The organism is Bacillus testis (genome assembly GCF_001243895.1).
In the GTDB taxonomy this organism is placed as follows: Bacteria; Bacillota; Bacilli; order Bacillales; family DSM-1321; genus Bacillus_AD; species Bacillus_AD testis.
Genome location: NZ_LN851186.1, coordinates 3,791,578 through 3,812,788, shown reverse-complemented (window position 1 = coordinate 3,812,788; position 21,211 = coordinate 3,791,578). Strand labels below are relative to the sequence as shown.

Here is a 21,211-nt window from a genome sequence, read left to right as displayed (position 1 = left end):
TACAAAATGAATAGAACTTACAAAAATCAGTAGAAGAGAGTTTGAAGCTATTATTGAATTCGTTGAATAAGACAAGTTAACGAACATTACTGTCCCAATTCAGAAGCATCATACAACTCGGGTAATGATCGTGGGACAAGAAATAAAGTTATGAACTTAATTGGGCGCTAATCTAAAAAGGATTAACGCTTTTTTTATTGAAGTTCTTATTGAATAAAAGTGGCAGGTTAGCTCAATAAATGCTTCCATTTTTATGAAACGCAAAAGGGGCAAAATGGTATAATTAAAGCGGAAAATTTACAAAATCCAATTTTCAAGAGAGACAACTATCAAAGGGGAGATTTATATAGCAAACAAGAAGAAGTTGCTGTATAGCGTTGTATTTACTGTAATTATTATTGGTATAGGGGTCATTAGTTTGTACGCACAGTACCCGATAAAGACGGATGCGGTGGATATTAAAAAGCATTTAGAGGATTGGGAAAAAAGGTTTGATACACCGCATACGATAGAGGTTAAATCATTTAAACAGTTAGGGGAAACAGGTACATATCTTGCTTCTTATAAGCTGGATGAATCCCCAGCTATGGCGGTGTTAGAGAAAGGTATAAACAATCGACTAAAGATTGTGTCATCGGGTTCTGGAACGAGTATGGTACAATATGAAGATGTTGCGACGGATGATGGGGTTTATGTAGTGCTTTATGGCGTAAATCTGAATGAGAAGATATCAATGATAGAAGTAGATTTACAAACAGCAGATTACAGTTATCGTGTAGATGTGCCTAAAGGTGATTACTTTACGGTGGTAAATTTGCTACCGACTACTATTAAAAGCCCTGTAACGATATCTTTTATGGCGTATGATAAAAACGGTAAGGAATTAATTTTGGATGAGTAACTATTTGGAGAGACAGCATACTGTCTCTCTTTTTCTAACGAAGACAATAAAGTTATTTAATTTATAATAAAATTGTTTATTTCTTATGCAACAAACGGAGCAGCATTCCTATATTGAATGAACCGATTAATTATGTAAAACTAACTATATTTGTGAAATGAGGTACTTAAAGAAACTGGGGCATTACTCCAATATAAAGGGCTGTGATCAGCTCTTTTTTGTTATGCAGCTAGTGGCAGGTTAATTCAATAATCGGAAGGAAAAAGATACATAGAAAGGGAACTATGGATATACCTGATTAAATAAAGGAGAGAAGGGTATGAGTAAATCATTTATTGAACAAGTACATTATATTAGAATTCCTGTAAAAGATTTAGAACGATCTGCACAATGGTATAGAGATATATTAGGGTTCCAGTTACTAAACAATACGGAGGAACTTGCAATATTAAAAGTAAATGAAGGACCTTTCTTACTTATCTTAGTTCCTACCGAAGATGAAACATATGCACATTTTACAATTGATAATAAACAGGAATTTAGCATAGGCTTTACAAGCCCAGAATTATCTAAATTTCATCGGCACTTAATGGATCATCAAGTTAAGGTAGAGGATATAAAAGAAGATAATGGCCATGCTTTTTTCCACTTTTATGACTTAAATGGTAATAAACTTCAAGTGCACTGGTAAGATGATAATAAATAAATGATCTTATTTCATTAACGCCTGCTTTACTTCAATAAGAATTCAGAAACAACTTAACGGGAGTGAAAACAAAGAAGTGTAAGTGGGAGAACAATCACCAGTAACAATCCGAACTACTAATCGGCAGGGGATGAACGTAAACTCCCATCGATTAGGCAAAAAATTCCCGCCCGGACTGCAGGCAGGGATTTTTATGTTTTTATGTCATTTATGTTTGAAGGCCGGCAGCTGCGGCCGGTTGCGGATTTTTCCTTTGAACATTTCCAGCAAGGTATCCCCGCTAAACCCTTTTTCCATCAGATGCTCTAAAAGAACCTCTGCATATTCGATTTGGCTATGGATGATGCAGCCTTCAAAAAGAACGCTGTAATAGTCATCCACCTGTTTGATGGTTAAGACTTCGGTATCAAAATTAGCGGGATTATTCTCTTTTTTGGTAATGACGACTTGCACGTGGATCCGGTCCTGACCCTTAAGGGCGTCCACAAGGGCAGGGTATTGGTTTCGATGGATAAACCCTTCTATCAGCCAGCGATTCTGTTCATCTTCTTTATTGATGATCAATCCCTCAGATAATTCGATGTCCACCAATGACTCATCCGAGTTAACGATTTGCAGCGAAACAAGTTTAAATGATTTCAAATAATCCCTCCGCTCGTATGAAAATAAGTGAATGACTGTTCAATCTGCGATTATTATACCATAAGAAAAGTATATGGATGTATGGTACTAACATATCATACTTTTTATGTAAAAATTTGTTTAATTATAGGAAGCGGATGTTTTCCGGCTTTGAATACCCCTAAAATACCCAATTGATCGGGAAAAGTAACCTTTTTGCCAGCCCTTTAGGTTTTTTGCCCTTTTTTCCTCCTTTTGCATGGCACACGGGTTAGGTCTATGATAAGGGCAGAATAACTGGAAGGGAGGGAGCCTATGATTAATCAAGTGACACTTGTGGGCAGGCTGACGAAGGATCCTGAATTGAGATACACGCCTGAAGGCCATGCGGTGTCGAATGTGACGCTTGCGGTCAACCGCCATTACCGAAATGCAGAAGGTGAATTTGACGCTGATTTCGTTAACTGTACAATCTGGAAAAAAACAGCCGAGAACACAGCGCAATATTGCCACAAAGGATCGCTGATGGGTGTAACAGGAAGAATCCATACAAGGCACTATCAGGCTCAGGACGGGAAGAGAGTCTATGTCACCGAGGTCATAGCTGAACAAGTGACATTCTTAAGCAGCAAACGCCAAGGGATTGACCGGTTTTCCGAAGCAGTGCTCAAGTAGGGAACACTTTTCAAAAACAAGGCAAGGAACAGGAAAGTAGGGATGCTTTCAATGGAATGTGAACAATCAATTTCTTTGGAAAGACTGGTATGCGACCTCATTAAATTGATTGCCCGCTGCCACGCCCAGGCCCAATTGCAGGAAGAGACCATTGCCCAATTGCATCAACGAATCGAGACTCTCGAACGATGCTCCATTGAATTGCTCCATAAATACACCCTTGATATAAACCCACAAGTCCCATCCATACATCATGCCCCGCACAGCAGGCTGCCTTTTTGAGGCATAGCCAGATTCCATAGAATACTACCATTAATCCTCGTTTTACCCCTCGTAAAACCCTCTAAAGAGAGAGAAAATTAAATTCCTCAGATGGGACTGCAGCAGCAGTCTATTTTTTTTCGTTTGGCCATTAGTACTAAACGCTAAAGCAATTTATAAGAGGAATCGCCTGTTTTCCAACAAAAATCTTTTTAGGAAGACGAAGTATGTTACTATTTTTTACATAGGACGATGACCGGGATACAAAGCAACTATGGATTTTATTATTTGTACGACATCTAAGGGGGAATAAAAATGGGTTTGTTTAATCCGCTAAATGCGGTTTTAGTTATTATTTTGATTGCCGCAGTCATTTACGGTATTTATAAATTAATTCGTAAATTAAAAAGAAAACCCTAATAAAAGTAAAAGCCAAGAATGCTTTTAAATCAACATTCTTGGCTTTTTCATTTGCTCTCATTTTACACGATCAAGGACTTTTAAGGCTGCCCCGTTTTCGTTTTGTACCATATTGCTTAGCGAAGGAAAGGTACTCCAGTCCATACGCCTCTAAACGGGTGTTCTCCGCTTTTCTATGTTGTCTAGCTCCAACGGTCAGCGACTAGCAAACTTCGCTCTTTTCCCTACATAAGTCAACTCTGAAATGCTGAACCGGTCTGTTTACCCCCGACAAGCATAAGAACCCTCTCTACAGGAAACATAGTTTTCGTTTCCGAAAGAGAGGGGCTTATGACTCGAGGGGGTGACCGGTGAAGCTAGACACATCAGCTCTCTACGTTCGCTGTGTTTCCTTTATCCCGTTTTAAGGGACAGTACAAGAAAGTAAAACAAGAAGTCAGACTGTCCCTAAAAACCCGAATGGTTCAACTAATGCTCAGAAGAACACTGAGCAAAGTTTCACTTTTTCTCAGGAAAAGGGCTCCAGTTTGTACGTCGCTAAACGACCGTTTCCGCTTTTCTATGTTAATGATACGAGTTCTTTTAGTTCTTGTGTGCTTAGTTCGGTGATCCAGTTTTCGCTGGTGATGATTTCGTCGTTCAGGGCTTGTTTTTGGTCGATCATTTGATCGATTTTTTCTTCGAGTGTGCCTGTGCATATGAGTTTATGGACGTGCACGAAGCGGTTTTGGCCGATGCGGTAGGCGCGGTCGGTTGCTTGGTTTTCGACGGCTGGGTTCCACCAGCGGTCGTAATGGATGACATGGTTGGCGGCGGTCAGGTTGAGCCCGGTTCCTCCTGCTTTCAAGGAAAGGATGAAGATCGGGAATTCGCCGTTCTGGAAGCCTTCAATCATGCTGTCGCGCTGTTTCTTGCCCAGTGATCCGTTCAGGAACGGAACGCGGTGTCCATAGGCTTTCTCGAGAAGGGATTGAATCATGTTGCCCATGCCGATGTATTGGGTGAAAATCAGGCAGCTTTCTTGTTGTTCCATGACGCTGTCGACCAGTTCATACAGTTTATCCATCTTGGCTGAGCGGACACGGACGTCATGGGGCACTTCCTCTTTCAGATAGAGGGCCGGATGGTTGCATAATTGCTTTAAGCGTCCGATCATCTGCAGAATCATGCCTTTCCGTTCGAAGGCATTGAGTTTTTCCATATGGGCAAATGTATCCTTGATCAATTGCTCATACAACGATGCCTGTTCGGATGTTAGCGGGACAAATTCCTTCTGTTCGACTTTATCCGGCAGGTTCAATGCTACCTCTTTGTCTTTCTTGGTCCGGCGCAGAAGGAAAGGCTGGATGATCCGCTGCAATTCCTTCACTTTTTCGCGGTCGCCTTCCCGTTCAATGGCGGAGACGAAGCGATCTTGGAACTTGCCGAGCGAGCCGAGATAGCCTTTATTGATGAAGTCAAAAATGGCCCATAGCTCAGAAAGGCGGTTTTCCATCGGTGTCCCTGTCAACGCAATATGATGGGCGCCTCTCAGCTTGCGGACGGAGCGTGACTGCTTCGTGGAGGCATTTTTAATATTCTGGGCTTCGTCGATAATGACAGCGTTCCAGTAAAGAGAGGCCATATCCTCTGCATCAATATGTGTCATGCCGTATGAAGTCAGGATTACGTCATTTTCCTGTACAAATGCCTGGAAATCCGCGCCTTTAGGCCGCTGGGGCCCATAATAAAGAGCAGTCTTCAACGATGGCGCGAACCGTTCCAGCTCTTTCTGCCAGTTGCCAAGGACGGATGTCGGGCAGACGATGAGCGCCGTTTTTGTATGCGGCATATCCGGATGGAGAGCCGAGCGCGGCTGCTTTTCGTTCTGGATGGCTAAAAGGTAGGAAATGATCTGGACTGTTTTTCCCAGCCCCATATCATCCGCTAGACAAGCGCCGAATCCGTGCTCGCGCAGGAAGAGCAGCCAGCTCAATCCTTGGGACTGGTATGGCCGCAGCTCTCCTTGCAGGGCGGAAGGCGGTTGGACCGGCGGTATTTCTTTGATTTCCCTCATGGATGTGAACAACTGGCGGAGATCTTTGTTCAGCTCGAACTGAATCTTCATTAATTCATGTAGATCTTCCTCTTCATCCAGTTCCTCTTCGTCGGAAAGCTGTTGGTGAAAGACGTCGCTTAGCGAAATTCCTTTTTTCTCGGCTGTTCTCATGGCTTTCTGGATATGGCGGATCAGTTCGGGATCCAGCTTGACCCATTGTCCGTTCACATAGACCAGCCGCTTATTTTCGGCAACCAGTTGATTGAAATCGGCTTCTGTAAGCTCTGCGCCATTCATGGAAATCCGCCAATCAAATTCCATCAGCGACTGCAGTCCGACAAACGAAGTCGAAGAAGAGGAGATGCTCTTTACTTTGGCTTTCAGTTTCAAACTGGATCTCTTCAAGTCGGTCCACCAGGATGGCAAAAGAATGGTGGCTCCGATAAAAAGCAGTTTTTCGCTTGCTTCGGTGAGGAAGAACCAGGCTTCCTCTTCGGAAAGCTCCTGTTTCACTTGCCCGTCCTGCTCAAGCATCGGCACAAGATCAAGCCAGGCGCTGATATCCTGCTTAATGGCATCTTCATGTTCGGCCCAGCTTTTAGGAAGCTTGTGGCGTCCATATAGCTTGATTTGCTCTTCTTTTTTCTTGGAACGGACGATGACTTCCAACGACCAGTTGCCTTTTCCTTCAACTGGTTCGACCAGCCGCAATCCTGTAGTGAAGGGCAGCTCGTTATCTTCATAGCCGATCCATTTTTTCCAACGGTCCTCGGTAAAGTAGCCGGTTAATTCATCGCCGGTCAGATTGGATGATTTCAGAAGCTCTCGCGCATGGTCCCATTTTTGCTGTGTGGCCGGGTTTTCATGCAGGCTTTCTGCGATTGCCTGATTATAGAGCTGTTCCACAAAATCCAGCGTCGTCATTCCCTTTAGGAAGGCAGGCTTTTGCTCCCAAAAAGCTTCGCCAAATTCTTCTTTGACGGCCGGGGAAAGGTGCCAGGCCAGCTCTCCTTCCGTTAATTTATTAAAATCGGGAACCGGGACGCCTTCTTCGATGCTTTCTTTTAGAGCGGGCGCGGTCGACAGGCAAAGGAAGGAGAAATCATCCCAATGCCAATCGATGAATGACAGGAAGCGGTCCTGTGAATAAAGGGAAAGCAAATCCCATCCTTTCAGGAGGACGCCGGCTTCCCCGTTGTACTCAGTGATTGTTAGGAAGCTCCCATAGAAGCTCGCTTCATCCCAGGCAAATAATTGCTTACTATATCTGGATGGGGGCAGCAATTCACCAGTATAGCTGTAGGCAGTGAGAAAATAGTCGCCGGATTCCAGCAGTTCCGTATGGACGGTAATGTTATTCAACATGGATCAGCTTCCCTCTTTTCAACTCTTCTTGGAATGCACGCAATCTTGTATGGGATGATTGGATCTTTTGGATATACAGTTCCCATACATCCAATTGCTTTTCTTTTTTATAAATGCTTTTGATTTTTTTTAAGTATCGAACGGCAGCTTTATAGCTTTGCCGGTTTTTATTCTCGATTTTTTCCTGCACGATGCTTGTATAGATCGGCAGCAGCAAGGTTGGTTCGCTGTTTGCCACCATTTTTAATTCATCCGATGGAATGTACTCAAGATCGGCATGGGTGCTGAATAGATACAGTTCCACCCATTTTTTGAATTTTTCATGGTCCAGCAAGTAATGGCTGTACTGGACGAATGAATAAGGCAGTGTATTTTCACAGAATTTCTCGAACTGTTCGAGCTTCTTCATCCGTTGGCAATATCGCTTGATATGCGGAATAAAGAATTGGACGAATTCCTTGCGTCTGTAAATATTGGGTGCTACCTCATAATAATCATGGATGTGCCTCATGATGAAGAGAATGAAAGGGACGGCTTTCTGTTCATCAAAATACCGCACCCAATAGGCTAGCAGCGGATAATTCTTCGGGCGGAGCTCCTCGAGCAGATTCATGACGGTGTCTTCCTTTTCCATCAGCAATGCCAGGTGGATGGCGGCGATTTCCATGCAGTCGAAGCCGTCTTCGCTTCCATTTCTTTCGGTTTCCTGCAAACGGTGGGTCAGTGCTATGAATTCATCTCTTCTCCACGTTTTTTCTTTCAATAAATGGGTCCAGATTGTCCGGTAAATATCGATGCTGCTTCCATCAAGGCCCACATAGGGATCCAGCAATTCATGCATATCGGCACGGATGCCTTGATAGAATGCGTCGAAGGCGAACGGCCTTGAAGAGCGGGCCAGCTGTTCGGCTGTATAGTGGATTCGTTCTTCCAGCTCATCCGCTTCCCGTTGCAGGAATTGGGACGTCGAATAGCCAAGCCCCTCTTTTTTGAGTGTCTGCATGGTCAGGAGGAATGTCTGGAAATACATGATGAATGTGTACAGTAGCTTCCACTCGTTTTCCAGAGGCATTTTTGCTTTTACGCGCTGGATATATTGGTCCCACTTTGTCGTTAGCTGGTAGGTGGATAGAGAAAGATGGTAGGCAACTTGCTTCTTATACATATCGGCCATAAATTCCTTCCATGACTCATATGTAAGCTCGACCGGTTTTTCATCGCGCAACAGTTCCTTTGCTTTTTGCAATTGCAAGGATTCGGAGGAAAACCGGGTTTGCCCGCTTTTCCAGGTTTGCACCCATTCGCTCACAGACCGGATTTTGCTGTAGGCGGTGAAGAAAACAGCCAGTTGATGGCGGCAGTATAGCTGCTGATTGCAGGAGCAGCGGCTCTTTTCTGGCGTTTGCAGGTCAAGTTCCACGCTGCATGGCACTACATCCTGGACAGCTCCGGAAAGGACGGTGCCTTCCTCGGCGGATTGATAGACCATATCCTGCCTGTATAATAATAAGCCCCGTTGGACATTGACGATATCCTCAGGCTTTTTCGGATCTAATTGTTTTTGCAGTTGTTCACTGAAAAACAGGATTGGATTGGACATGAATAAACCTCCAGTGCAACTCGCTTTCATTATGAATGCGGCAGCCTTAACAAAAAACAAACGATTTTTAAGAAATCGGCATTTTTTTTAAAAGACGGGCGCACAGATTGTCTAACAGTAATGTGAATATACTCTTCAGTATCGACATTAACAATAAATTCCAACGTGCATAAAATAGATTTTTCGCATATCCCTCTTATTATAAAGCAATGGGGCAAAGATGTGAAAGGAAGGGCACGAAAAGGATTTTTCCAATATGTTTTTGATAAGAGATTGTTTTTGAATAGATTTTAAAAAAAGTGAAAGGTTTAGTCTTGCATCAAAAAGGGTATCTGTTAAGAAAAATAAGTGAACGAAACACATTTTAAGGAGTGCAGACAGAGTGACAAAAGAGAAGAATAAGAACAACTTGCGGCGGCTGTTCCCATCGGAAAAAAGCAAGGGGAACAAACGATTGACCAAGGAATTTCTACAGAACTTAAAAAAGCGATCAGAGTAAAGCGGACTTTATGCGTGTCCGTACTGGTCGGTTTTTTTGCTTATAGATAATGAGGGTACGGAGTAAAGGAGAGCAAGCCTATGGATGAAGAACAAGGAATCGTTGCTCAATCTTCGCATTTCCAGTTTATGTTTCCGTTTATGCTTAAGCGGAAATCATCAGACCAGGTTGTCGAGGATCTACTAGCCGATGGATTTGAGTTTTTTAATTTGAAGAACAATGAACAAGAGGCGAAATTCTATAATGGGCATACGGTTTCGCACCGCAGCCTTGAGAAGTTTTTCCTTCCTAATATTGAACGGATTCTTTTTCCGAAGGATTATAAAGTGACTGAATCGTTGCGGCGATTTTCGAAGAGAGTCGATCTTGAGTGCAAGCTGGAGTCAAAGAAGCTTCAGGCACACTTCACGATCCCGTCTGTCGACATTATTATCTGTCCGTTCCAGATTGGAATCATGAATATCCGCGTCGAATTGGATGAAGGGCTTTCCTTGACGGACGTCCTGGAATTCAGTGCCGAGTTCCGTGTCATGGAACCGATTGTCGACAATGATCCATCAAGGCTTATCAGCTGCGACAAGCATAGATTCCACGAGGTCAAGGATTTTATTTTTCACAGCCTGTTCAGCACAATCCAGGAATACGTGGATAAAGGCGAGGATAATGCCCCTTATTTCGGAAGCCTGCCTTTCTTTACGGATGAACGTATGTTTGTGACAGGTTACCTCAATATGGAGGGAACGACGGAAATCACCAAGACGGATCTGTTCCGTATCGGACATCTTTTTGGCTATGACTCGGATGAACAGCCTTTCGTCGGTGCCAACAATCCGGCCTATGTAGAACGGTACTATGATTCTAATGTTTATGATCGCTGGGCGGAAGAAACATACTTCGTCATCAGTGACTATACATTCAGCTGCGTGACGAAAAGCAATGAGGAAAGCGTCAATCGGGAATTGGCAAATGCCATGTACGGAAAGCATTTTTATTCCATTCTTTTGTACTACTATTACAAAATCGTATTAATGAAATTGAGCTATGAACAATCTGAGATTGAAATCAACAAAGACCGCAACAAAATAGAAAAATTGATTATGAAAATTACCGAGTTTTCCGCTAAATATTATTTCCCGGAGGTCAATAGCTCCACTACCGGCAAGGAAATTTTCCAGATTGTTAAAAATGTCTACCAGATTGATTACCTGTACAATCATTTGAACAATACGCTGGAAACCCTATATCAGAACCATGAGCGGCTGGTATCGACGCGGCATAATTATTTATTGCAAATCCTGACTGTCTATACAGTGATATCAGGGATTTATGGCATGAACCTCGTCATCGAAGATTGGAAGGGATCCGTGAAATGGTATAAGGTAGCCGACTATTCCTTCTTTGAATGGGTCAACCTGGTAGTGGCTCTCTCTGGTATCACAATCAGCAGTGTGCTGGGCATATACTTCCTATTCAACTGGATCCGCGGATTTTTCCGAAAAGAAGACTGATTGCAAAACCGTCGAGAGTTCGGCGGTTTTTTGTGATGCTTATCTAGTAATATATTCCATTTATATTACAAAATTTTAATAAAACCGTAGAAAAGGAAGGAGTAATTATTATTTTGATATACTAATAGTTAGCTAGGCTAATCAGTAGTGAATAAACAATTTACTGGAAAATAAGGTTGATTTTTATATTATCATTCACACAATATTTAACAAGAGATATATTGAGATAATTTACATTTTTTACATAAGTAAATAGAATCTTCCGCCGCTTCCGAAAAGTTCAATAAATTGTCTGCTACTCTTGATTGGCTGTGCTAAAATGATATTCGGAAAGAAAAGGGAGGGATTCACAAGAGAATGAAAGCAGTAAAACTACTTCTAAGTCTCTTACTGGCGGTTTCAAGTTTATTGGCGTTCGACCTTACTCGCTCGGAGGCAGCGGCCAAAACATTCAAGGACATCAGTTCAACGCACCGGGCGTACAAAGAAATCTCCTATTTATCTGAAGGAGAGATCGTCAGCGGGGATAGCAAGGGATATTTCCAGCCATCACGGACAGTGACCCGTGCAGAAGCGGCAGCCATGATTGGCAGATCGCTTAATCTGGATGGAACCAAGCGCCAAACATCCTTTAATGATGTAAGCTCCAACATTTTTGCTTCAGGCTATATCCAATCCGCCTATGAGAAAAAAATCATCTCTGGCTACAAGGATGGTTCATTTAAACCGTACGATCAAGTGACGCGCGGCGAAATGGCCGTTATGCTAAGCAAGGCGTTCAACTACAGCTACGGGGGAACTTTATCAGGAGCAGCAAACGCCCTGAAATCAAGAGGTATTGCTCAAGGTATGACAGACGGGACGTTCGGTGCGGATAAGAGCATCATCCGAGCGGACTTTGCCATATTTTTAGCAAGAGCTATTGACTATACACTTCGCGTTGGCAATCCTGGCATTACATTTAGCGGAGAAATGTATGTGAATGTCGATTCACTGAACATCCGTACAGGCCCATCAACAAAGTACGGTGTTAAGGGATCGGTAAAGTATAAGGAAAAAGTGGCAATCGGCTATAAAGTCGGAACGTGGACAGTTGTTAAGTCCGCTGCCGGCACGATCGGTTTTGTCCTTGATTCTTATTTATCCAAAACGGTTTCTTCAGGAGATGACCATTCACAAAGTCCGCTTGCATCCAAAACGATTGTGATTGATCCCGGCCACGGTGGAACGGATGCCGGCGCCATCGGCTATGGGTTGAAAGAAAAAGACGTCGTGTTGGATACAGGGAAGCGAGTAAGAGACCTGCTCGCCAAAACACCGCTCAATGTGAAAATGACGAGAGATACGGATACGTTCGTCACACTTGCGGGTCGTGTTTCCTTCGCTAAAAGCGTCAATGCGGATTCATTCGTCAGTATCCATGCGAATGCAGGAGGCGGCACAGGCTCTGAAACCTATTATTACGGTTTAGCGAGAGCGAATCCATACACTACGGAAAGCAAATTGCTTGCCGAAAAGATCCAAAAAAGATTAGTGGATGCCATGAGTACGAAAGACCGCGGCGAAAAGCACGGGGACCTTCATGTATTGCGTGAAAACACAATGCCTGCCGTCCTTGTCGAGCTAGCGTTCATCGATACAAAAGCAGATAACGATAAATTAGCATCGCCTTCTTACCGCCAGGCAGCCGCAAAAGCAATTGCTTTAGGCGTCTTGGATTACTATGGCGCAAGAGGCTATGATGTTTCCAATTTGTACAGCCTGATTAAATAACATGAAATAATCACGAAAAGGAGTCTGATTAGGCTCCTTTTTTAATAGAAAAAAAGTATAATAGAGTTGAAAAAGAGTGAAACTTCAAAGAATTTGATTGAATCTGTAAAAAGTCAGCGAGGCTGGCCATTGTTTACCACATAGAATACAGGGAGAGATAGCATGAAGAAATATATCTGTCTACTGCTTCTGGCAGTGCTACTGGTGGTTTTGCCACATAGTCATGGGACGGAAGCGGCAGCCCAGCAGGCAGATGGGCAATCGCCCGTGATGCAGAGCTTGGCCCAGACTACCCGTGTCAATATCCTGTTCAATGGATCTGTTGATGAATCTGTCATCGAAAAATACCGGTTGAAGGTTGTACATGAATACCAGTCGATTTCAGCCGTGACAGCGGAAATGGACCATGATAACCTGGACGGCCTGCGCAAAGAAGCAGCTGTCAAGGACGTCAAGGAAGACCAACTGATCGAAGCTCAGGGACAAAAAGTGAGCTGGGGATACAATCGGTTGAATATGCAGAACCGTGTGCCGATCAGCGGTACAGGAAAAGGCGTAAAAATCGCCATTATTGATTCGGGCGTCGATACAAAACATCCGGACCTGAAGATTGCCGGCGGCGCTTGTGTAATGAAGGATGTTATTGATTATGAGGGATGCACCGAAAATTTTAATGACAATAATGGGCACGGCACACATGTAGCCGGGATTATCGGTGCGCAGAATAATAACATCGGAACGCTCGGAATCGCTCCGGGTGCCAGCATCTATGCAGTCAAGGCGCTTGATTCGCATGGTTTAGGCATCACTTCCTCCATCATGGCAGCGATGGATTGGTCCATCCAGCATAAAATGGACATCATCAATCTTAGCCTGACTACGCCGGAAGATGACCCTTCTCTGCGGGCAATCATTGCTAAGGCTTATAACCAGGGCATCCTGATCGTGGCGGCATCCGGCAACTATAGCAAAGAAACAGGACGGACTGTGCTGTACCCGGCTAAATATCCGCAGGTGATCGGCGTTTCGTCCATGGGCAAGAATAGTGAATTGCTTTCCACGAGCTCATACGGAAAAGACATCGAATTGACAGCTCCCGGCGGCGATATATTGAGCACGCTGCCGATCGCTTATGATGATTACGATGGTGCCGCAGACGGATATGGCATAATGTCGGGCACATCGATGGCGGCCCCATTTGTCTCCGGCATGGCTGCGCTTTATATGGAAAAATATCCGGAACTGACGAATGTCCAGATCCGCGAATTGCTGGATCAGAACGCCCAAGATCTGGGGGCAGCCGGTAAAGACGTGAAATTCGGCTATGGGCTGGTCCAGGCAGATACCGCCCCCGATACGGTCACTGAAGTGAAGGGATCAGCATCAGCGAATGGGACAGTCACATTGAAAGTGGAAAAACTGCCGGAAGAGGCAACACAGTATAATGTCTACCGTTTCGGACGCAAAATATATAGCGGAAGAAGCGAGCTGGACATGGAAGACTATGCTGTCAAAGGCAAAGTCGAATACACGATAGTCCCTTTGTTAAATGGGAAAGAAATGAAAATGGATGCCAAAAAAGCTGTTGTGGATGCAGCTTCCCCGGACCTAAAGGATGTCCGTAATGAAGATTGGTACAGCCGCAATGTTGCTTATCTGTACCGGGAGAAAATCATGCGCGGTTACAGCAATGGGCTAATCCAGCCTAAGAATATGATTACGCGCACAGAGGCAGTCGTATTATTGGTGAACGGCTTAGGATTGGACACTGCGTTACCGGCAGAAGCGCCATTCAAGGATCTGAAGGCTGACAGCTTTGGGGCGAAACAGGTAGCTGCAGCCAAGCAAGCTGGAATCCTTTCTGGTTTTCCGGATGGCACCTTCAGAGGGCAGCAATATGTGACGCGCGCAGAGATGAGCATCATGCTCGCCCGTGCTTTTTCGCTTCAGGATGAGGCAATCGGAACGGCCCCGCGTTTCAAAGATGTCAACGAAAAGGTGACAGGCTATGAGCAAATCCGACAGCTGGCGGCAGCTGGCATTGCCCAAGGATACTCGGACGGCACCTTCAAGCCGTATAATAAAATCGACCGTGCGGCATATGCCGTGTTCCTATCTAGAGCATTGAATCCATTGTTGAAATAGTTTAATAAGAACCAAAAACACGAAAAACCATGGAGGCATTCTTCATGGTTTTTTCGTGCTTCGTCAGGTTTCTACTAGATTCATAGTTCTAGTAATATAATTGTAATATAATCGTAATCTCAGAAAAGGGTTGTTTTTGTTAGAATATCAATAGACAAGAATAGTCTATTTTCGACTTTGGTACATTAGACATTTGATATAGATAGAAAAAAAGAAGGAAACACATATTGGGGGTTAACGATGAAGAAGTTTTTTACCTTACTATTAATCGCAACAATCGTTATGACACTTATGCCTTCACAAAGTAAAGCGGCGGCATATACAGGAAAAGACGTAGTGAATATTGCCATGAAATATAAAGGCGTACCTTATGTATATGGGGGGACAACCCCAAAGGGATTTGATTGCTCGGGTTATACATCCTATGTATTCAAGCAAGTTGGCGTAAGCCTTCCGCGTACGGCTGCAGAGCAGTACAGCAAATCTGGTAAAAGCGTAGCGAAGAAAGACTTGCAGCCGGGTGATTTGGTATTCTTCTCGAATACAACATCCAAACCAGGCATCTCACACGTCGGTATTTATACAGGCAGCAACAATTTCATTTCTGCAACAACCAGTTCAGGAATTGCAGTTGCCAGCTTGAGCAATACATACTGGGGTCCGAAATATACAGGTGCCAAACGTGTATTGAACAACTTGCCAGCTGGTGAGTTCGTAGATTTGCCAAGTAGCAACTTCGCATTTACGGCTGTTAAAACAATCGCTCCGAAGGGCATCATCTGCGGTTACGAAGACGGCACATTCCGTCCGAACACTTCTATCACAAGAGGGCAGGCGGCAGCGATCGTCAACCGAGTATTGAAACATACGCCGAAAAGCGTGAAATCATATAAAGATGTACCTGCAAACAATCGATTTGCTAAAGATATTGCAGCTATCAAAGAATTAGGCGTTATCAACGGCTTTAAGGATGGTACATACCGCCCGAACGCGACAATGACACGCGGCCAAATGGCCATCATCGTGAAAAACGCATTTAAATTGAAGCAACCTGCCATCTCAAGTGCCGCGGCTGCTAAGGTTTATAATGACGTATCACCATCCAACTACGCGTTCAGCGCGATCATTACGATGAATGCAATTGACCGTACGACAGGATTCAAGACAGCTTCATACCGGACAGATGCCAACGCATCAAGAGCCGACTTCTCAGCTGCCATCTATAACGGCATGCATGCAAACTAATAATGAGTTAAGCAACAGACGGAGTGCGAAAGCATTCCGTCTTTTTTTGGTTTCATAATCATCCTTTACCCGTTTCATAAGGAGATAATCCTACTTTAGCTTGAAATGTAATTGTAACAGTCTTTTTTGCCTAGTTAGGTAGTCTGGTAGATTTAGATACGGTATAGTAAGAACTGTGCAAACGTTATATCAAAATAACAATATGCTCTTTTTTATCTACACACTGCGCTCTGCAATTACAACATGAAAGGAGTCTATAATGAAAAAAATAGTTTCAATCTTTCTGAGTATGATCCTTGCAGTAACATTGCTGCCGGTATCTAGAGCATCTGCAGATGACCTTACAGGCATTGCCCTTGAAAAGGAAATGCGTGCAATGGTTGCAAAAGGAATTATAGCGGGATATCCGGATGGCAGGTATGCACCTGCGGAGAAAGTGAACCGCGGCCAATTCGCGAATTTTTTAGCGCGTGCCTTGGACCTTCCGGAAGGGAAATCCGTGTTCAAGGATGTATCCCCCACTTCCAAGTTGGCGGGCGGCATTAACAGTGCAGCTGCGGCCGGCATTGTTTCGGGATATTCAGCAACCACTTTTGGTCCGGAAGATTTTATAACCCGTGAACAAATGGCGATGATGATCAACCGCGCCATGGACTATTTGCAGATGGAAAAAGTAAAAGGGTCCTTATTTTTCACAGATGAAAAAACAATCACCTCTTCTGTTTCGCGACTGGCAATCAGCTATATGGTCGGATCCAACATCATTTCTGGTTTCCCTGATGGAAACGGGTTTGCCTTCAAGCCGGCTGAGCATGCCACCCGGGCGCAATCCGCAGCCTTTATCTATCGGATGCTAGAGCAAAAGGACGGCCAGCAGGGAGGATCAACCAACACGCCTTCAGATCAAATCGATGAGTACAGCATCGGAACCATCGACAGTAATGGCAACGTGAACGCTGGCTCACAGACCTATAAGACATTGAGCGCTGCTTGGGGAGCTATCACAAATACTTCCACTCAAGTAGTCCTGTATAAAGGAGATATAATCAAGATGAGTAACGGCCTGGTTGTGGCCAAGCCGGGAGAAGGTCAAGCGACCACCATCATCTATCAATCTGATTTGAAAACAACATATGCCCCAGTGGCGTCGGGAACTGAGTTGGAGTATGTCACTTCCGATGACAGCAAGATTACGGTCAAGATCGCAGGGCACACTGGTTACGTCAAACACAGCGATGCCTATCTCGTGCCTACGAAGGCTTTGAAGGGCCGCTCCTATTATAGTGTGAACAGTAACGGAGACCTGGTCCATAATCTGTTTAACCATGCAACAGAAAGGTATTCTTCCTATGTTGCCGGAAAAGCGCCATCCACATTTCAGCAAAATGTAAAATACATAAGCTGGGACGGATCCCTGTTCCAGACCGAATCCGGAACACCAGTCGGCACATTCCATCAATATTTCAATATGCTGCCGGCCCGGACATCGACCAATTATTCAGCCGCTGAATTGGAAGCCATCATTAAAACAAAGCTGCAGGAAAGAGAAAACCTGTACAACAATAATCCAACGGCGTACAGCAAATATAAGGACGCCACCAAAAAGAGCAAGCTGATCGGCCTAGGGGTTATTTTGAAAGACATTGAAAAAACCGAACGAATCAATGCCCTGATGGTACTTGGAATGGCAATCCATGAGAGCGACTTCGGCATGAGCGCCCATGCCCAGAATAACAATAATATCTTCGGCATCAAGGTGTATGACAGTTCGCCGCAGAACGGGGCATCTTATGCGAGCATTAAGGACTGTGTTGCTTCCTTGGCGAAGAATTACCTGAACAAGAACTATATCCCTACCGAGGGAGCCTATGCAAATGGAGGCATGCCGGGTAATAAAGCCAGAGGCATCAACGTCCGCTATGCATCCGATCCATATTGGGGCCAAAAAGTGGCCGGCCACATGTACCAATTGGATAAAGCAATGGGCGGCAAGGACTTTTTGAACAACAAGACACCGTACAATATCTATGAAACAACGGTAAGCGACTTGAATGTCCGTTCACAGGCAAGCGCATCATCCTCCAGCAATATCCAGTATAAGTACGGAAAAGCTGGCTACCCGGTTGTCGTGGTTGGCACTACTGCGGATGGCGCCTGGAAGCAAATCCATTCAGACAGCAACAGCTATCAATACGGCTATGTCAGCTCACAATATATCAAGCCGCTGACGATTGCTAAGTAAAATAAAACGGGATCGTTGACTCTAGCATTTAAATGGGAGTCATAGTGATCGTTAGAAAAGGACCGCTTTTTTCAATGCGGTCCTTTTTCTATAAGCAATTAGATAGAATAAGAGTGTGAATCGGAATCTACTATTATCCTATTATTTGGTTGATTTAGGATATGGATTAAGCTATATACCTATTTTCGTAAGAGAATAAGCACGATTACTAACCCATTTTCTATTACGTTTATATGGAATTTAGTAGATTTACAGTATTAAAGGGTAAAAAAATCCTGTTTTCTGCCGATATATGTTAGATACACAGTATGTAAGATCTAGTGAAATTTTGAAAGGAGAACAGGATGAGAAAGCTTACTTCAGTATTTCTAAGTTTCATATTACTATTGACCCTAACACCGTTTGCCCATGCTGCATCTTATTCAGCCAGCAAGGAAATGCAGTCCATGGTTAAACAGGGAATTATCACAGGTTACGCAGATGGAAGCCTGGCTCCATTCGCTAAAGTAAAAAGGGGGGAGTTTGCAACCTTCCTATATCGGGCATTGTCCCTACCGGAAGGGAAGCAGCAATTCAACGATGTAGCCCCTAAGTCCGCACTGGCAGCCGGGATTAACGCGGCAGCTGCTGCCGGCATCGTGACAGGATTCACAACCACTACATTCGGGCCCGAACAGTTGATCACGCGTGAACAAATGGCGATCATGATCGACCGGGCGCTCGATTATGCACATATAGCCAAAAAGACAGCAACGCTATCATTCTTGGATAACGATGATATTAAAGCGCGCGCCGCTGTGCAAAGCATGGTCGGGCACGGAATCATAGCCGGCTATCCGACTGCAGGCGGTTTCGTATTCAAGCCTCAAGAAGAAGCCACACGCGAACACGCAGCTGCCTTTATATACCGGATGATGGAAGCCAGCAATGTAGAGGATCTTCCGGGGACTCCGGCGCCAGCCAATCCGACGGCACCAACACCAACGCCAACGCCTGCGAATAATCGGTATGTGATCGCGACAGTTGACGCCTCAGGGAATACAAAACCGACCGGGCAAAGCTATCAAACGTTGGGAGAAGCTGCATCGGCCCTTTCGGCAAACAGCAATTATGTTGTCATGCTCGATAATCGCATCATCAAAATGAACAGCGGGGTGGCGGTCGCAAAAACGCCAAAATCAGGCGGCGCAACGACTTTGTTTAAAAGCGACATGAAGACAGTCATACTGGGAATGCAGTACGGAAGCGAACTGGAGTATGTCACTTCCGATGAAAATGCCATCACAGTGAAGGCGGCAGGGCAGCTTGGCTATGTCAAGAGCAGCGACGCCTACCTAGTCCCTTCAGCAGCCATGAAAGGCCGTTCTTTCTATATCAGTGATGCCCAAGGCAATCTAAAGCATACCGTCTATTCGAATTTGACAGATTCATATGCCAGCTATATATATGGAAAGGCTCCGTCCAGCTTCCAGACAGGCGTGAAATATTACAGCTGGGATGGCGTCCATTTCACCAATGAACAAGGAGTAGCGGTGGGGACTTTCAACCAGTATTTCAACGTTCTGCCATACCGCACAAGCACCAATTATAGCGCTGCAGAGATTGATGCGATTGTCCTAAAGAGATTGAAAGAAAAAGAGAGCCTCTACAAGAGCAATCCGAAAGCGTATGCCCGCTATAAAGATGCCACCAAGAAAAGTAAGCTGCTCGGCATCGGCAAGACGCTGAAAGACTACGAGAGATACCATAAATTAAATGCAATGATGGTATTGGCAAAAGGGATTTCAGAGAGCGATTATGGCATGAGCCCGATCGCACAAAGCGAAAACAATCTCTTCGGACTGCAAGTATACGATTCCGGCTCCAAGAACCGAAAAAAATACAAAACGCCTGGCGATTCCATTAAAGAGCTTTCCGAATCCTACCTGAACAAAAACTATATCCCGCAGACAGGCAACTATGCCAACGGCGGCATATTGGGAAATAAAGCAAGGGGCGCCAACGTCCGTTATGCGTCCGATCCATACTGGGGCCAGAAGATAGCAGGCCATATGTATGAGTTGGATAAGGAAATGGGCGGCAAGGATTTCATCAACAACAGCTCGCTTTACCAACTCTTTGAAACAACCGGCCCGGCAACCGTCTATCGTGCAGCTTCAAGCACTTCCGGCAACCTATACAGCTATCCGGGCGAGGGCTTCATTGTGGCTGCAACCGGCGGTGAAGGAGGATACCGGCGCATTCTTTCCGACAGCAGGGAAGAGGCATTCGGCTATCTATCCGCACAGCAGACAAGACCGTTGCCAATCGTCAAATAAAGAGTATATAACGGAACAACCGTTTTCACGAAAAGCTCCCCATCAGGAAGGCAGATGAAAAATGAGATCTGTCTCCCTGATGGGGAGTATTTTTATGCTTCAGTTTGTTTAAGTATCATGCACTAGCCTATTTTTATAATCACCTTTAAGGATTGCCATAATAATTTCATCTGAGTATGCGTTATTGTAATATAAAGATTGACGTAAGACTCCTTCTTTTACAAACCCAACTTTTTCATAGGCTCTAATTCCACGTGAATTATGACTAAATACTTCTAACTGTAAACGATTTAATTGGAGTTGCTCAAAAACAAAACTTAGAGCTATTTTAATTGCTTCTGTTCCATATCCTTTTCCTGTCAAAGAAATGGAAACCATCGATATTCTGAATCCTGCTTTTTTGTTCTCCTTATCAATATCTAATATCGATAGCTCTCCAATCATTTCGTCACTGCTTTTTAAGCAAATAGCGAAATCATAACGACTTGAATCATTATTTATATGATCTATATGTGCCTTAATTTGCTCCAAAGAAAAATTAGAATGAGTTCCAGTCATATAACGCATTTCTTTGTCCATTGTACTTTCTAACATAATGGGGGCATCTAACCGACAAAGAGGCCGTAAATAAATTCTTTTACTCTCTAATCTCATTATTAACTTTCTCCTTACTTCTGATGATTAATGCATTGCTTGGAACATATGGACTTACTTCGATATTACATGAATTGAATAGGGCTATGCTATGCCAAAAATAATTAATAAAAGTTTTATACATATCAAAATGTAATACCACTAAACTGCTCTTACTGTCAAAAGAAGTTCAACAGAAACGGGCATTGATCTTAAAATCGTACCATCTTCCACCCACATAATTGCTTTATCATCGCTTTA

The 21,211-nt window shown here is 44.1% G+C and carries 14 protein-coding genes; 10 read left to right on the top strand and 4 right to left on the bottom strand.

Annotated elements, in window-relative coordinates; all coding sequences use genetic code 11:
* Nucleotides 1-418 precede the first annotated feature (418 nt).
* Together BN1765_RS18775 and BN1765_RS18770 are read left to right on the top strand one after the other, a co-directional pair.
* The gene (locus BN1765_RS18775; protein WP_050616554.1) at nt 419-901 is read left to right on the top strand and encodes a hypothetical protein; all 483 of its coding nucleotides are present in this window, start codon (nt 419-421) and stop codon (nt 899-901) included.
* Between the two features lie 319 nt (nt 902-1,220).
* Nucleotides 1,221-1,592 carry a VOC family protein gene (locus BN1765_RS18770; protein ID WP_050616553.1) on the top strand — a complete coding sequence of 124 codons (372 nt, stop codon included), beginning with the start codon at nt 1,221-1,223 and terminating at the stop codon, nt 1,590-1,592.
* A gap of 219 nt (nt 1,593-1,811) precedes the next feature.
* On the opposite strand, the gene BN1765_RS18765 is transcribed toward BN1765_RS18770, so the two are convergent.
* Nucleotides 1,812-2,249, bottom strand: a complete 438-nt coding sequence (locus BN1765_RS18765) for a YwpF family protein (protein ID WP_050616552.1) — start codon at nt 2,247-2,249, stop codon at nt 1,812-1,814.
* Between the two features lie 294 nt (nt 2,250-2,543).
* Here BN1765_RS18765 and BN1765_RS18760 point away from each other — a divergent pair, with 294 nt between their 5' ends.
* Both BN1765_RS18760 and BN1765_RS20215 read left to right on the top strand, forming a co-directional pair.
* Entirely contained in the window at nt 2,544-2,903 is a 360-nt protein-coding gene (locus BN1765_RS18760; protein WP_050616551.1) for a single-stranded DNA-binding protein, read from the top strand.
* Nucleotides 2,904-2,954: 51 nt separating this feature from the next.
* Entirely contained in the window at nt 2,955-3,185 is a 231-nt protein-coding gene (locus BN1765_RS20215; RefSeq protein WP_147554233.1) for a hypothetical protein, read from the top strand.
* A gap of 958 nt (nt 3,186-4,143) precedes the next feature.
* Here the strand turns inward: BN1765_RS20215 and BN1765_RS18750 are convergent.
* On the bottom strand, nt 4,144-6,987 hold the full coding sequence (locus BN1765_RS18750; protein ID WP_050616549.1) for a DEAD/DEAH box helicase: 2,844 nt from the start codon (nt 6,985-6,987) through the stop codon (nt 4,144-4,146).
* A complete protein-coding gene (locus BN1765_RS20210; RefSeq protein WP_187119468.1) occupies nt 6,977-8,587 on the bottom strand; it encodes an SWIM zinc finger family protein in 1,611 nt (536 codons plus the stop codon). Before BN1765_RS20210 ends, BN1765_RS18750 begins: the two co-directional genes overlap by 11 nt.
* 579 nt (nt 8,588-9,166) lie before the next feature.
* On the opposite strand from BN1765_RS20210, the gene BN1765_RS18745 reads away from it, so the two are divergent.
* The 6 genes from BN1765_RS18745 to BN1765_RS18720 all read left to right on the top strand — a co-directional run bounded on the left by BN1765_RS18745 (nt 9,167) and on the right by BN1765_RS18720 (nt 20,317).
* On the top strand, nt 9,167-10,594 hold the full coding sequence (locus BN1765_RS18745; RefSeq protein ID WP_050616548.1) for a magnesium transporter CorA family protein: 1,428 nt from the start codon (nt 9,167-9,169) through the stop codon (nt 10,592-10,594).
* Between the two features lie 357 nt (nt 10,595-10,951).
* Nucleotides 10,952-12,367 (top strand): N-acetylmuramoyl-L-alanine amidase, encoded by a 1,416-nt coding sequence (locus BN1765_RS18740; RefSeq protein WP_050616547.1) that lies wholly within the window; start codon nt 10,952-10,954, stop codon nt 12,365-12,367.
* Between the two features lie 162 nt (nt 12,368-12,529).
* A complete protein-coding gene (locus BN1765_RS18735) occupies nt 12,530-14,512 on the top strand; it encodes a S8 family peptidase (protein ID WP_050616546.1) in 1,983 nt (660 codons plus the stop codon).
* Between the two features lie 240 nt (nt 14,513-14,752).
* Nucleotides 14,753-15,757: a C40 family peptidase gene (locus tag BN1765_RS18730; protein WP_050616545.1), complete on the top strand. Its 1,005-nt coding sequence runs from the start codon at nt 14,753-14,755 to the stop codon at nt 15,755-15,757.
* 259 nt (nt 15,758-16,016) lie between these two features.
* Nucleotides 16,017-17,999 (top strand): S-layer homology domain-containing protein, encoded by a 1,983-nt coding sequence (locus tag BN1765_RS18725; protein ID WP_050616544.1) that lies wholly within the window; start codon nt 16,017-16,019, stop codon nt 17,997-17,999.
* A gap of 344 nt (nt 18,000-18,343) precedes the next feature.
* Nucleotides 18,344-20,317 (top strand): S-layer homology domain-containing protein, encoded by a 1,974-nt coding sequence (locus tag BN1765_RS18720; RefSeq protein WP_050616543.1) that lies wholly within the window; start codon nt 18,344-18,346, stop codon nt 20,315-20,317.
* A gap of 108 nt (nt 20,318-20,425) precedes the next feature.
* Here BN1765_RS18720 and BN1765_RS18715 read toward each other — a convergent pair whose 3' ends face one another.
* The gene (locus BN1765_RS18715; RefSeq protein ID WP_050616542.1) at nt 20,426-20,971 is read right to left on the bottom strand and encodes a GNAT family N-acetyltransferase; all 546 of its coding nucleotides are present in this window, start codon (nt 20,969-20,971) and stop codon (nt 20,426-20,428) included.
* Nucleotides 20,972-21,211: the final 240 nt, after the last annotated feature.

What these genes read in the sequence shown, in the direction of transcription:
- BN1765_RS18770 (WP_050616553.1), top strand. Translation starts at nt 1,221, where the DNA reads ATGAGTAAATCATTTATTGAACAAGTACATTATATTAGAATTCCTGTA.
- BN1765_RS18760 (WP_050616551.1), top strand. Translation starts at nt 2,544, where the DNA reads ATGATTAATCAAGTGACACTTGTGGGCAGGCTGACGAAGGATCCTGAA.
- BN1765_RS20215 (WP_147554233.1), top strand. Translation starts at nt 2,955, where the DNA reads ATGGAATGTGAACAATCAATTTCTTTGGAAAGACTGGTATGCGACCTC.
- BN1765_RS18750 (WP_050616549.1), bottom strand. Translation starts at nt 6,987, where the DNA reads ATGTTGAATAACATTACCGTCCATACGGAACTGCTGGAATCCGGCGAC.
- BN1765_RS20210 (WP_187119468.1), bottom strand. Translation starts at nt 8,587, where the DNA reads ATGTCCAATCCAATCCTGTTTTTCAGTGAACAACTGCAAAAACAATTA.
- BN1765_RS18745 (WP_050616548.1), top strand. Translation starts at nt 9,167, where the DNA reads ATGGATGAAGAACAAGGAATCGTTGCTCAATCTTCGCATTTCCAGTTT.
- BN1765_RS18740 (WP_050616547.1), top strand. Translation starts at nt 10,952, where the DNA reads ATGAAAGCAGTAAAACTACTTCTAAGTCTCTTACTGGCGGTTTCAAGT.
- BN1765_RS18735 (WP_050616546.1), top strand. Translation starts at nt 12,530, where the DNA reads ATGAAGAAATATATCTGTCTACTGCTTCTGGCAGTGCTACTGGTGGTT.
- BN1765_RS18730 (WP_050616545.1), top strand. Translation starts at nt 14,753, where the DNA reads ATGAAGAAGTTTTTTACCTTACTATTAATCGCAACAATCGTTATGACA.
- BN1765_RS18725 (WP_050616544.1), top strand. Translation starts at nt 16,017, where the DNA reads ATGAAAAAAATAGTTTCAATCTTTCTGAGTATGATCCTTGCAGTAACA.
- BN1765_RS18720 (WP_050616543.1), top strand. Translation starts at nt 18,344, where the DNA reads ATGAGAAAGCTTACTTCAGTATTTCTAAGTTTCATATTACTATTGACC.
- BN1765_RS18715 (WP_050616542.1), bottom strand. Translation starts at nt 20,971, where the DNA reads ATGAGATTAGAGAGTAAAAGAATTTATTTACGGCCTCTTTGTCGGTTA.